Annotated in this window: 9 protein-coding genes; 7 read left to right on the top strand and 2 right to left on the bottom strand. The window is 41.0% G+C overall.

All coding sequences use genetic code 11. The annotated features are described in order from the left end of the window. Positions 1 to 20 precede the first annotated feature (20 nt). Entirely contained in the window at positions 21 to 755 is a 735-nt protein-coding gene (locus H6541_08500) for a geranylgeranylglyceryl/heptaprenylglyceryl phosphate synthase (GenBank protein MCB9015820.1), read from the bottom strand. Positions 756 to 932: 177 nt separating this feature from the next. On the opposite strand from H6541_08500, the gene H6541_08495 reads away from it, so the two are divergent. After that, on the top strand, positions 933 to 2,354 hold the full coding sequence (locus tag H6541_08495; protein ID MCB9015819.1) for an adenosylhomocysteinase: 1,422 nt from the start codon (positions 933 to 935) through the stop codon (positions 2,352 to 2,354). 80 nt (positions 2,355 to 2,434) lie between these two features. Here H6541_08495 and H6541_08490 read toward each other — a convergent pair whose 3' ends face one another. After that, positions 2,435 to 2,860 (bottom strand): hypothetical protein, encoded by a 426-nt coding sequence (locus tag H6541_08490; GenBank protein ID MCB9015818.1) that lies wholly within the window; start codon positions 2,858 to 2,860, stop codon positions 2,435 to 2,437. A 287-nt stretch (positions 2,861 to 3,147) separates the two neighbouring features. Between H6541_08490 and H6541_08485 the strand changes: the two genes are divergently transcribed. From H6541_08485 to H6541_08460, 6 genes are all read left to right on the top strand, one after another. Further along, the gene (locus H6541_08485; GenBank protein ID MCB9015817.1) at positions 3,148 to 3,639 is read left to right on the top strand and encodes a hypothetical protein; all 492 of its coding nucleotides are present in this window, start codon (positions 3,148 to 3,150) and stop codon (positions 3,637 to 3,639) included. Positions 3,640 to 3,767: 128 nt separating this feature from the next. Then, on the top strand, positions 3,768 to 7,478 hold the full coding sequence (locus tag H6541_08480; protein MCB9015816.1) for a carboxypeptidase-like regulatory domain-containing protein: 3,711 nt from the start codon (positions 3,768 to 3,770) through the stop codon (positions 7,476 to 7,478). Positions 7,479 to 7,540: 62 nt separating this feature from the next. Further along, positions 7,541 to 11,821: a T9SS type A sorting domain-containing protein gene (locus H6541_08475; protein MCB9015815.1), complete on the top strand. Its 4,281-nt coding sequence runs from the start codon at positions 7,541 to 7,543 to the stop codon at positions 11,819 to 11,821. A 49-nt stretch (positions 11,822 to 11,870) separates the two neighbouring features. After that, positions 11,871 to 12,929 carry a PorV/PorQ family protein gene (locus tag H6541_08470; protein MCB9015814.1) on the top strand — a complete coding sequence of 353 codons (1,059 nt, stop codon included), beginning with the start codon at positions 11,871 to 11,873 and terminating at the stop codon, positions 12,927 to 12,929. 113 nt (positions 12,930 to 13,042) lie between these two features. Next, positions 13,043 to 13,504 (top strand): transcription elongation factor GreA, encoded by a 462-nt coding sequence (gene greA / locus H6541_08465; GenBank protein ID MCB9015813.1) that lies wholly within the window; start codon positions 13,043 to 13,045, stop codon positions 13,502 to 13,504. Positions 13,505 to 13,521: 17 nt separating this feature from the next. Continuing rightward, entirely contained in the window at positions 13,522 to 13,914 is a 393-nt protein-coding gene (locus H6541_08460) for an HIT family protein (protein ID MCB9015812.1), read from the top strand. The last annotated feature ends 22 nt before the right edge of the window (positions 13,915 to 13,936 follow it).

Here is a 13,936-nt window from a genome sequence, read left to right as displayed (position 1 = left end):
AAGATTGAGAAATATGCAGTTTATTGTTGAATTGCTTTTACCAATTCGGGGATAAGTTCGGGTGATTTTTCAATCAGGTTTCCTATTACCAGCACGTCAGCTCCTGCCTTTGCTGCATCGGAAGCCTGTTGTGGAGTTCTGATGCCACCGCCAATAATAAGAGGGATGTCAATACTGCTTTTGACATGGCTTATCATTTCAACCGAAACCGGGTTAACAGCACCACTTCCGGCATCCATAAAAATGAGTTTCATGCCGAGCATTTCTCCAGCCATTGCAGTGCAGATAGCGATATCATCCTTGTCGTGAGGAATAGGGCTGGAGTTGCTCATATACGAAACAGCAGTAGGTTTGCCACTTTCAATGAGCATATATCCGGTTGAAATAACTTCCAGCGGGCTTAGTTTTAAATATGGAGCTGATATAACATGCCTGCCAATCAGCATTTCAGCATTACGGCCCGAGATGAGGGAGAGAAACAGGATAGCATCGGCTTTCCAGCTCATTTGAAGAGTGTTGCCCGGGAAAAGAATAACCGGAATGTCGCCCGATTGCTTCAACACCTTGATACATTCTTCCAGTTGATTGTTAATCAGCAGGCTTCCTCCTACAAAAAAATAATCAACACCACTTTCTGCTGACAATTCGGCAATTCTTGCAATTGTTTTATCGTTAGTTTTATCAGGGTCAATCAGTACGGCAAGCTGTTTTTTGCCTTGTGCTTTTTTGTCCTGAATCAATTTATAAACATCCATCTTCTTTTTATTGGAAATTGCTTTGCAATGATACATATAATCTGTTTTGGTAGCTACATCTGTCAGGGTACTTTTCTAAAGGGCATTCATTCAACAACATAAAATAAGAATGTGTGCTTTAATATGATTGAATAAAAACTATGTGTACCTTTGCAGCCCGAAAAAAATGAAAAATTTATGATGAAAGATGCAATAACTGAGGTGCTTCCTTATAAAGTAAAAGATATAAGCCTTGCCGCTTTTGGCAGAAAAGAAATTGAAATTGCTGAAAAGGAAATGCCCGGACTGATGTCCATCCGCAAAAAATACAGCCATGAAAAGCCTCTGAAAGGTGCCAGAATTACGGGTTCGTTGCATATGACCATTCAAACAGCTGTTTTGATTGAGACACTGGCCGAGCTTGGCGCAGATGTTCGCTGGGCCAGTTGCAACATCTTCTCAACACAGGATCATGCAGCGGCTGCTATTGCCGAAAGTGGTATTCCTGTTTTTGCCTGGAAAGGTGAAACTCTTGAAGAATACTGGTGGTGCACATTGCAGGCATTATCATTTCCGGGCGGGAAAGGCCCAAACCTTATAGTTGACGATGGAGGAGATGCTACCTTGTTGGTTCATAAGGGGTATGCTGCAGAAAATAATCCTAAACTGCTTGAAACAAAAGGCTCAAATGCCGAAGAGGAAGTTATTTTTAAAACCCTTCGCGACACATATATTGAAGACAATACCCGTTGGCACAGGGTGATTAGCGAACTAAAGGGCGTTTCAGAAGAAACCACTACAGGCGTTCACAGACTTTACCAGATGATGGAATCAGGTCAGTTGTTGATTCCTGCGATCAATGTTAATGACTCAGTTACTAAGTCAAAATTTGACAACCTGTATGGTTGCCATGAATCGTTGGCCGATGGTATTAAAAGAGCTACTGATGTAATGATTGCCGGTAAAGTAGTGGTTGTTTTAGGGTTTGGTGATGTTGGAAAAGGCAGTGCGCGTTCCATGCGTTCATACGGCGCCAGGGTTATCGTTACCGAAATTGACCCCATTTGTGCTTTACAGGCTGCCATGGAAGGCTTTGAAGTTACTACCATTGAAGAAGCGCTGAAGGAAGGTAATATTTATGTGACGACTACCGGCAACCGCGATGTAATTACCCTTGAGCATATGATGCGGATGAAGGATCAGAGTATTGTTTGCAATATCGGGCATTTCGACAATGAAATACAGGTCGATAAACTTAACACAACTGCCGGCATTACCCGTATTAACATTAAACCTCAGGTTGATAAATATGTTTTTGATTCAGGAAATGCCATTTTCCTTCTTGCCGAAGGACGCTTGGTGAACCTGGGTTGTGCAACCGGGCATCCTTCATTTGTTATGAGCAATTCGTTTTCAAATCAAACACTTGCTCAACTCGATTTGTGGAAAAATAACTACGAAGTCGGAGTGTACAGATTGCCAAAATACCTCGATGAAGAAGTAGCCAGATTACATCTTGAACAAATCGGTGTAAAACTAACAACACTAACCGATGAGCAGGCTGCTTATCTGGGGGTGTCAAAAGAAGGGCCATTTAAACCAGAACATTACAGATATTAATCTGTCAGCTTAAATAAGCTGGAAATCTAACTTTAACCCCGGGTGTGTTCCCGGGGTTTTTTTGTTTGTTAAATGTATGATCAGTTAGATACGGTTAAAGTATAACCGTCATATCGGGTACGGTATTGTTTTAAACCAACGGAAGCAGGCCCTTCAAACGGAGAGCCATCGGTAAGTAAAAAGCGGGAGCCGCAATGAGCATCAGAAGCGATAATTCCAGAAGACTCAACCACAATAAGGGCACTGTCGTTTAAAGGATCGTATGGGCAGGCCCGTTCAAAAGCCAGAAATTCATCATGCAGGGGGCGATAAATAATCAACCCTTTATAACCGCCTGAAAAATATGACCAGCCACCATCAGGGATAAAGTCCAATGTATTTGGGTAAACAGCAAAATTTACATAAACGTAGGGAATTTGCGTTTGCTCATCTTCTTTATCGCAGGCATTTAAAAAAACTGAGAATATAATGAGGGCAAACAGCCCGCCAATTGATTTTTTTTTCATCGTTATCTGATTACATAGAGCTAAACGAAAAACACGAAATAATATTTTTCGAAGCGCCGGATTCAAGAGCTGAATAAAAAACATTTCAGCCTCATGCAAAGATAAGGGAGTTTCAAATAAAAATTTTGCTTTCAGATAAACCTGTATTAATAAGGTGTCATTTTTGCAAAAACCTGTCGGAAACTGATTGGCGGCGATAGGCAGCAAGTTGTGCATTACTTTTTCAAATTTGTTTAGTGAAGGCAATATTTTATATCTTTACAAACTGAATTAATAATTGCCGGGCTATGGATGATTTTTTATACATTATTATAGGTATTATCTGGGTTGCCTATTCGCTTTATTCCAATAAGCAGAAGCAGGATAAAAAGCGGGCAATGCGTGAATCCCCGTCGGGGGAGCCTCAGGCAGAAAAGCCTCATGCACGCACAATACTTGAAGAAATACTAATGGGAGAGATGCAAATGCCTGCCACACAGCAGCCTTCTCCCTCTTATGAAGATATAAAAAGTGAGATTTCAGAACCTGAATATGCGCCTTCTTATGAAGCTTATAGTTCGCAAGCAGCTTATGAATCACTGGATGAAATTGTGGACGAAGTATCTCCTTCCTATTTTGAGAATAAGTATGCCAGCCGTGATTTGGGCGAGCTTGCCGAGCGTGTTAGCCAAAATCAATTGCTGGCAGTTGAGGAAGAAAGCAGACATGATTTAATTGAAGATTTCGATATCAGGAAAGCGGTTATTTACGCTGAGATCCTTAATCCACGGTATATCTGAGGTTTTTTTATTTTTGTTCAGTCAAGCTCTAAAAAGTTTTGGAGCTTAAATTATTTTATTAGTACCTTTACCCACTTTTTACTGGGTACACGACACACAAATAACATCTAACATAAAATTTGAATGGTATGATCAGAAATCTACTGCTAACTATTGGGTTGGTGCTAACAGCAAGCCTGTCGGTATTTTCTCAGTCAGGAACCCTCAAGGGTAAGGTGATCGATAAAACCACAAAGGAACCCGTTCCATTTGTGAATATTATCGTGGAACTGGGAGGTACGCAAGCCGGCGGTACTACTTCGGACTTCGACGGAAACTACACCATCAAACCGATCGTTCCTGGAAAGTATGACCTTAAAGCATCATATGTCGGTTACAAACCGGTATTGATCAGAGGTGTAGTTATTAAATCGGACCAGATTTCATTCTCAAATGTTGAAATGGAATCGACTATGATCGAAATTGAAACCTTTGAGGTTGTCGATTATAAAGTCCCCTTGATTGACAAGGATAAAACTTCAGTAGGTGCTACTATGACCTCTGAGGAAATTGCCAAAATGCCTAACCGCTCGGCCAACGCTATTGCAACCACTGTGGGAGGTGTGTTCTCGGCCGATGGTGAGCGTGGTAGTGTCCGTGGTCAGCGTTCTGACGGAACCGTTATGTATATTGACGGTATCAGGGTTCGCGGTTCTTCATCCTTGCCTGAATCAGCTATTGAACAGGTTTCAGTTATCCTTTCAGGGGTACCTGCTCAGTATGGCGATGCTACCGGTGGTATTATCAACGTTACAACCAAGGGCCCAAGCCGCGAATTTGGTGCCGGAATTGAATTGCAAACTTCTCAGTATCTTGACGCTTTTGGCTATAACAGAGCCGGCCTCAATATGCAGGGCCCGCTGCTCTGGAGCAGAAATGAAAACCATGAAAAAGTAAATTCAATTCTTGGCTATTTTGTTGCTGGTGAAGTAACTTATAACCAGGATAGCAGACCAACTGCTACCGGAATTTATAAAGTAAAAGATGATGTGCTCAGAGAACTGGAGAAAAATCCTTTGCGTTTATCCGGTACAGGATTTGGTACCTATTATAACAGCAACTTTATTCGTAAAAGTGATCTGGAATACGTAAAAGCTACCCCAAATACAAATAGCCTTGATATTAATGCTTCCGGTAAAATTGACATCAAAACCGGGCCAAGTATCAACCTCTCTGTTGGTGGTTCTATTAATTACAGTGATGGCAATCGATTTAATTTTGCCAATTCTATGTTCAATTATGATAAAAATTACCAGTTAAAGGAAAATACCTGGAGGATTTTTGCCAGATTTACTCAGCGTTTTCCAACAGCTAAAGACAGCAAGTCGTTGGTTAAAAATGTATATTATTCCATCCAGGCCGACTATACCAAATTTAATCAGACTATTCAGGATCCGAACCATAAGGATAATCTGTTTAACTATGGTTACCTTGGTAAATTTGAAACTTCAAAAATTAAGTCATACGAGTATGGACTTGACACTGTGTCGGGTAGAACTGCTTTTATTCACAATGGTTTCCAGGATACGCTTGTAGCTTTTACCCAGGGTACTGTTAATGAAATTACAGCTAATTATACCCGTCAGTATTATGAATTGTATCCGCAATCATTTTACCACAATAACCTCAACAATATTATATCAGGAGGTGGTTTGCTTAATGGAATGAGTGCCAATTCTGTTTATGGTTACATGGGAAGCCCCGGAGCTAATCAAAGTATTGATGGAATTGCTTATAGAGTGACAGATAATGAGCAGTATTCAATTAATATTAATGCTTCTGCCGACATTGGAAACCATGCCCTGCAGTTTGGTGCTATTTATGAACAGCGTGTTGACCGTTATTATGGATACGCTCCAAGTGGTTTATGGAGTCTGATGCGTGGTTTAACCAATGCTCATATTGAGCAGCTGGACGTGATGAATCCTAAATTTGTAGAACTGGATGGCGTATTTCTTGATACGATTTATTACGATCGTAAGTATGATGCTTTATCTCAGCGCTATTTTGATATCAGTCTCCGCCAAAAAATGGGCTTACCTGTTGATGGTACCGACTGGATTGATGTGGATTCATACGACATCAATAGCTACACCATGAATTATTATGATGCTGAAGGTAAACTTCACAATGTAGCTTTAAGCGATGCTTTGTCAATTGATATGTTTAGCCCGGACGAACTGTTTGACAATGGTAATTACCTGGCTACATATAGTGGATATACCTATACAGGCGAGAGAATTAAATCAAAAGACAGCCCAAGTTTTGATGATTTCTTTACAAAACGCGACGAGAATGGTATGTACACCCGCGAAATTGCGCCGTTTACACCTATATATATGGCTGGTTATATTCAGGATAAATTTGCTTTTGATGATCTTATCTTTAACGTTGGGGTCAGGGTTGACCGTTTTGATGCCAACCAGCAGGTTTTAACCGATCCTTATACACTTTATCCTGCCAAAACAGTGGGTGAAGTGAATGACCTGGGAAGCCACCCCCAAAATATGGGTAGCGACTATACAGTTTATGTTGACAATCTGCGCACACCAACTACCATTATGGGTTATCGCAATGGTGATACCTGGTACAATGCCGATGGATTGGTTGTAACCGACCCTTCAATTGCACTTGACGCTGGTAATGGTGTTATTCCTTATCTTCAGGACAGAAACAATGTAACTGTTACTTCAAAAGCCTTCAGCGATTACGAACCTCAGGTTTCTGTAATGCCGCGTATTTCTTTCTCATTCCCGATTTCTGATGAGGCCTTGTTCTTTGCTCATTACGATGTTTTGACTCAAAGACCAACCTACGCACTTCGTATGAACCCGCTTGATTATTACTTCCTCCCATTAACAGGAAGCCCCGATATCAGCAATCCAAATCTGAAACCTGAGAAAACCATCGACTATGAGCTTGGTTTCCAGCAGAGACTTTCAGGTAGCTCGTCCCTTACATTATCAGCTTACTATCGCGAAATCAGGGATCAGATTCAGGCTTTCCGTTATACAGCTGCTTATCCTAAGACTTATTATTCATATAATAACATCGACTTTTCAACTGTAAAAGGTTTAACTGTAACTTATGACCTGCGTCGTACAAGCAATGCCAGGGTGAGAGCCAGTTACACTTTGCAGTTTGCTAACGGTACCGGATCAAATCCTGAGTTTGCCAAAGGACTTATCCAGACTGGTCAGCCGAATTTACGTACCCTTTTCCCATTGAGTTTCGACCGTCGTCATGCACTCAATATTATGTTGGACTACCGTTTTGCAGAAGGTAAGGAATACAATGGACCGGTTATCAGACGTAAGAAAACAGATGCTGCTGGTGCTGAAGTTATTAAAACTACCCAGCTGTTGAAAAACACCGGTGTTAACTTTACCATCTTTGGTGGTTCAGGAACTCCGTATACACGTTCAAGTAAAATTGTTCCTATCGGACAATCAGGCATTATTGAAGGATCTATCAATGGTTCGCGTTTGCCATGGCAATTCAGGGTTGATGGCCGTATTGATAAAGACATCAACATTCAGTGGAGTGAAAAACGCTCTTCTTACCTGAATATTTATGTACAGGTGCTCAACATTTTTGATGCTCAAAACATCCTGAGTGTTTATAGTGCAACAGGTAACGCTGACGATGACGGATATCTGGCAGCTGCTGAATATCAGAACCTGATTAATACTCAGCTCGATCCTCAGGCTTTCCGTGATTTATACAGCATTCGTGTAAACAGCCCGGGCAACTATAGTTCGCCGCGGCAGATAAGACTTGGTGTAGTTCTTAATTTCTAATTCTAACCTTGTCCTGATTGAGTTCACGTTACTGAAACGATACCAAAGAAAACAATTAAACTATGAAAAATATACTCCGCATACCATTGGTCGTTTTGCTCGGTATTTTACTGTCTATCCCCGGCTATGCCGATTACTATAAGGGAGCAGTCAATAAATCTGAAGCAACGATAAAAGCTACTGCAGCTGGCTGTTTGCCAGGTGCTGGCTTTAAATATCTTGAAGTAAACAATGTTCGTACCCGTATCAACACTGGTGGTGATATGTGGTGGGACTTTGAAGTTGCCCAGTATGAAATTCCTAAAGGATCGCGCAAGACATCTATGTTTTCAGCTGCTCTCTGGATTGGAGGAATTGACGTTAATGATCAGCTGAAACTTGCAGCATTGAAATTCCGTCAGGGTCCAAATGCAGGTAGCCCCGGTTCGGGAAATGATTTCTGGCCAGGCCCTATCACTATTGATGGTACTGCAGCTATTGGTGAAGAAACCTGTGCTGAATATGATAAACTGTTCCCGATTACCAGAACTGAAATTGATCAATACCTTGCATGGTGGGACAATAAAGCAGCTTATCCGGGTTATCAGATTCCGCAGTCAATTCTTGAATGGCCAGCTCATGGTGATATAACCAAGAAACAAAGTTATTATCTGGCTCCTTTCTTTGACCGCGATGGTAATGGTGATTATGATCCTGAACTAGGTGATTATCCTTATTATGACATCTCTAACGAACTTTGCCATTCAAGTGTTCAAACCAAAGAAGGTGAAGAAGGAATTGTTAAAGGTGGTTTATTGGCCGACCAGGTTATTAAGGGTGATGCTACATTATGGTGGGTGTTTAATGATAAAGGAAATATCCATACTGAAACCCAGGGTACTCCTATCGGACTCGAAATCCGCGCTCAGGCATTTGGTTTTGCTACCAATGATGAAATCAACAACATGACTTTTTACAGTTATGAAATTATCAACCGTTCTACTTATCGTTTAACAGGTACTTACTTCAGCCAGTGGGTTGATACTGACCTTGGCTTTGCGACTGATGACTATGTAGGTTGTGATGTTGACCGTGGATTAGGATATTCATACAACGGAAAACCTAAGGATGGTGATGGTCAGTTCTGGGCATATGGCGATCAGCCCCCTGCAATTGGTGTTGACTTCTTCCAGGGACCTTATATGGATCCCGATGGTTCAGATAATCCTTCTTTTAAAGGAGATGGTTTATTAGGCCCCAGCTTTAACGGCGATTGTAGCATTGTTGGTCTGAATGGATCAACCATGAACATGGAGTATGGTAATGAAGGAAATATCCAGAGTGGAAACTTTATCGTTCGCTCCGAAGCGATAAATGGTGTAAACTTCGGTAACGGTATTGTGGATGATGAACGTTTTGGTATGCGTCGTTTTGTATATCACAATAATTCTGATGCTCCCGGCCCATATATGCAGGACCCCAAATATGCTCCTCAGTATTACAATTACCTGAAAGGTATCTGGCTTGATAATACCAAAATGCTTTATGGTGGTAACGGTCACGTTTCTACCGGTGCTTATGGTCCTGAATGTGATTTCATGTTCCCGGGCGATACTGATGTTTGCGATTGGGGTACTGGTGGGCTTCCTCCTGCTGGTCAGAAATACTGGACAGAAGAAGCTGCACTGAACAAAGAAGGTGACCGCCGTTTTATGCAGTCAGCTGGTCCTTTCGTTCTTGAACCAGGAGCTGTTAACTATATTACGGTTGGTATTCCCTGGGCACGTGCTGCATCAGGTGGCCCATGGGCTTCAGTTAAACTTTTGCAGGTGGTTGATGATAAATGTCAGTTACTTTTCGACAACTGCTTTGCTGTAGTTAGTGGTCCTAACGCTCCTGACCTCGTGTTAAGAGAACTTGATAAAGAAATTATTTTCTTTATTAAAAACAAAAAGACCAACGATGCCGGAAATAACTTTAACGAAAGTTATAAAGAGTTAGATCCAGCTATTCTGGCTGTTGCCAATAGCACCGGATATGACTTTGACCCATATTACCGTTTTGAAGGTTATCAGGTGTTCCAGCTGAAAGATGCCAGCGTTTCTGTGGCTGACATACATGATCAGAAACTGGCCCGCCTGGTTTATCAGTGCGACGTTAAAAACGGCGTAAAACAATTGGTAAATCACAACTTTGATCAGGCCTTGAATGCAAACGTTCCTGTTGAGGAAGTAAACGGTGCTGATTTAGGTGTTTCGCATACATTCCGTTTGACAGAAGATGCATTTACCGGACAAAGTCTTATTAACCACAAACAATATTACTACCTGGCTATTGCCTATGGTCAGAACGAGTATATGAAATACAGCGCTGACCCGGGTTCTCAGGAAGAAGGTATTATTGGTCTTGGCGGACAGAAGAAGGTTTACCTTGCTGGTCGCAAGAATATCAAAGTATATCCTGGTATTCCTCATAAAGTTGTGGGTACTACTGCTGCTAATGCTGATTTTGGTGATGGCGTTGAAATTACTCGCCTCCAGGGCCAGGGTAATGGTGGAAATGTATTGGAACTTTCTGACGAAACCGTCAATGAAATTATGTCAAAAAGCCCGGTTGATTCATTGAACCAGCTTGGTAGTGCAGATTATCCTATTGCTTATCATCCTAAATACAAACAGGGAAAAGGACCTATAGATATCCGTATTATTGATCCTTTAAGTGTGAAAGATGCTGAGTATGTTATCGCTTTTGATTCACTGGTGCCTTATTATCAGCTAATTGGTGCTGATAGTACCATCAACTATAAAGCTCACTGGAGACTGATTGATCAGACCAATAACGTGGTTTATAAATCTGATACTACCATCTCTTATAAAAATGAGCAACTGCTTACCGAGCTTGGTTTGGCTATCACCATTGGACAGCCTTTAGATCCAGGTCCTTATAAAGTAGGTATTAATGCTGATGATGCTGCCATTTATGAAATCATTACTGAAAACAATGGTGTACTGACTTCTGATTTTACATTTGCTGACAGTTCAAGAATCTGGATAACCAATGTTCCTGATATTGACGGGGTACCTTCATTAAACTGGATTAGGTCAGGTGTAGTAACTGATATTGCCAACCCGGCAAACAATGACTACAGTATGCCAGCTAAACCGTTTGACCCGAACAGTAACTACGAAAAAGTGGTTTCTGCTACATGGGCGCCTTATATTATGACAGCTTCTTCTGAACAGGATGCAGCTTATGGACCTGCTTTCAGAAATATTTCAAAAGTGGCTTCGAGCTTTACCGATGTTGCCAGTGTGGATGTGGTGTATACTGCTGATAAGAGCAAGTGGACCCGTTGTCCTGTAATTGAAATGTGCGCCGACAGAACCCTGGCTGAGGGTGGAGTTGACAGATTTAACATCAGAGCCGGGCAATCGGTTGATAAAGATGGTAATCCAGCCCCTGTGGGTAGTGGTGTAAGTACCAACCCTGAGGATCCTAACTATATTGCCGAAACTGGTATGGGTTGGTTCCCCGGATATGCTATCAATCTCGAAACAGGTGAACGTTTGAATATGGTATTTGGTGAAAATTCATGGCTGGTTGGCGAAAATGGCCGCGATATGATTTTCAACCCGAGCAGTACTTTCAACACACCGTCAGATTTGGTTCTCGGAGGTATGCATTACGTATATGTATTTGCTCATACCGAAGGAAAATCCATTGCAATTGCCAATATTCCTGCATATGATGCTGGTAAAACATTGCGCAATAGTATCCCTGTTAGCCTTGGAGGTGGAACACAACGTGCGCTTGTATATTCAAGTGCCATGTGGGTAAGTATTCCTATAAAGGTTGCTGGTCAGGAGTGGTTATCTAATGACGCTAAAGTAAGTATTCGTATCTCTAAACCATACAAACGCTTCTATAGCTCAACGCACGATAGCACTATGATGGCTAATGACAATGAGAACAGAAACTACCCGATGTATGCATTTTCTACCAAAAATGTGGCTACAACGAATAATAATATCGAAAAAGCTAAAACTGAGTTAGATTTGATTACAGTAGTTCCTAATCCTTACTATGCATATTCAACTTATGAAACCAATCAGTTGGATAACAGGGTTAAAATTACCAACCTTCCTCAGAAATGTACGGTAACCATTTATTCTACCAATGGCTCTGTAATCCGTCAGTTTACTAAAGATGAAGTGGGAACATCCATTGAATGGGATTTGAAGAATTATGCCGGAATTCCTATTGCAGGTGGTGTTTACCTGATTCATGTTAAAGCAGATGGCGTTGGCGAAAAAATTGTTAAATGGTTCGGCTCATTACGTCCGATTGACCTTAATGCTTTTTGATGCCTGAAGTAAAGAATCTGAAAAAATTAAAACATTCAAAATATTGCTTATGAACAAGATCTTTAAATACTTCGCTGCCTTATTATTGACCGGAGTTTTGTTTGTTCCTTTCAATCATCTGACTGCCGGTAACAAGGACAGAACAGGTCAGGCAGGTGCATCAGAGTTACTTATCAATCCCTGGGCACGCAGCTCAGGATGGGGTGGCGTAAACATTGCTGCTGTTAAAGGACTCGAAGGACTGTTTGGGAATGTTGCCGGAACAGCGCATACTAAAGGAACAGAAATGATTTTTTCGCATACCCGCTGGCTGGAAGGAAGTGAGATTAGTCTCAATACTTTCGGACTTACACAAAAAGTTGGCGAAACCGGAGTGATTGGTTTGGGTATTATGTCGATGAAATTCGGTGATATTCCTATTACTACTGAGGATTTACCTGATGGTGGTATCGGAAATTTTTCTCCCAACTACATGAATATTAATATTTCTTATGCCAAAGCGTTTTCGAGCAGCATTTACGGAGGTATTAATATCAAGATAGTTTCTGAGGTTATCTCTGATGTAAGCGCTCAGGGAATTGCACTGGATGCTGGTATTCAGTACGTAACCGGTCCTCGTGATAATGTGAGGTTTGGTATCACCCTACGCAATGTGGGCCCAACCATGAGATTCAGCGGAGATGGTTTATCTATCCGTAGTCTGTTACCAGGACAGGAGAGCTATTTTACACTTGAACAGCGTTCAGCTGACTTTGAGTTGCCAACACAATTAGCTATGGGTGCTTCGTATGATTTCAAAATTTCTGAGATGCATCGCTTAACGCTGGCCGGCAGTTTTGTTTCAAATTCATTTACCAAGGACCAGTTTGTTTTTGGTGCCGAATATGAACTCAAATCTTATCTGATGCTCAGAGGTGGTTATAGCTATGAAGAAGGAATTACAAGTAAAACTGAACGTACTACTGCCTTTACTGGCCCAAGTGCAGGTTTTACAGTAGCCGTGCCTATTGACAAGGAAAAAGGTTCTTCAATTGCTATTGATTATTCTTACAGAGCAACTGATCCATTTAACGGAACACACAGTATAGGAGCACGCATTAACCTCTAGTTTTCTTTTTTGCTGGCAGGTTAATCAGCCCTGAATTATTTTTTGAAAGGACCCTTGTTCAAAGGGTCTTTTCTTCTTATTATCTATAAGCGAACACTTAAAGTTTATGTATTATGTATTACACAACAGAAGGGCTTAATAAATTAAAAGCTGAACTCGAGCAGTTGATTAGTGTGGAGCGCCCCTCAATTTCACAGCAAATTGCTGAAGCGCGCGACAAAGGTGATTTGTCGGAAAATGCGGAGTATGATGCTGCAAAAAATGCACAAGGAATGCTTGAACTGAAAATTTCAAAACTTCAGGAAACTATCCGTAATGCACGGATTATTGACGAGTCAAAGCTTGATAGCAGCAAGGTGCTTATTCTGTCAACTGTAAAAATAAAAAATACAAAGAATAATGCCACAATGACTTATTCTCTGGTTCCTGAAAATGAAGCCGATTTGAAAAGTGGTAAAATTTCTGTAAATTCACCTATTGCAAAAGGTCTTCTGGGTAAAACCGTTGGCGATAGTGTTGATATTCAGGTGCCTGCTGGAAAAATGACGTTTGAAATAGTAGAAATATTGCGTTAAATTTTAAAATCATTGCTATGGCAAGTATATTTTCAAGGATTGTAAGTGGTGAAATTCCTGCTTATAAGATTGCTGAAGATGATAACTTTTTAGCTTTTCTCGATATCAGCCCGCTGGCTGAAGGGCATACTCTGGTTATTCCTAAAAAGGAAATTGATTATATTTTCGACATCGAAGACCCACTGTATGAAGCCTTCTTCGTTTTTGCAAAAAAAGTAGCGCACGCGATTAAAGCTGTTATTCCCTGCTCAAAAGTGGGTATTGCTGTTATAGGGCTTGAAGTCGCTCATGCCCATATTCACCTTATTCCAATCAATACGATTTATGATATTGATTTTAGCAGGGAAAAACTCAAGCTAAGTCCTGAAAGACTTCAGAAGATTGCTGATGCTATCGCTGAAAAAATATAATATGGGTTAATAGGATGAAGCC

Source organism: Lentimicrobiaceae bacterium (assembly GCA_020636745.1).
GTDB lineage: Bacteria > Bacteroidota > Bacteroidia > Bacteroidales > Lentimicrobiaceae > Lentimicrobium.
The sequence above is the reverse complement of the archived record's forward strand: the minus strand, read 5'-3'. Positions and strand labels throughout refer to the sequence as shown.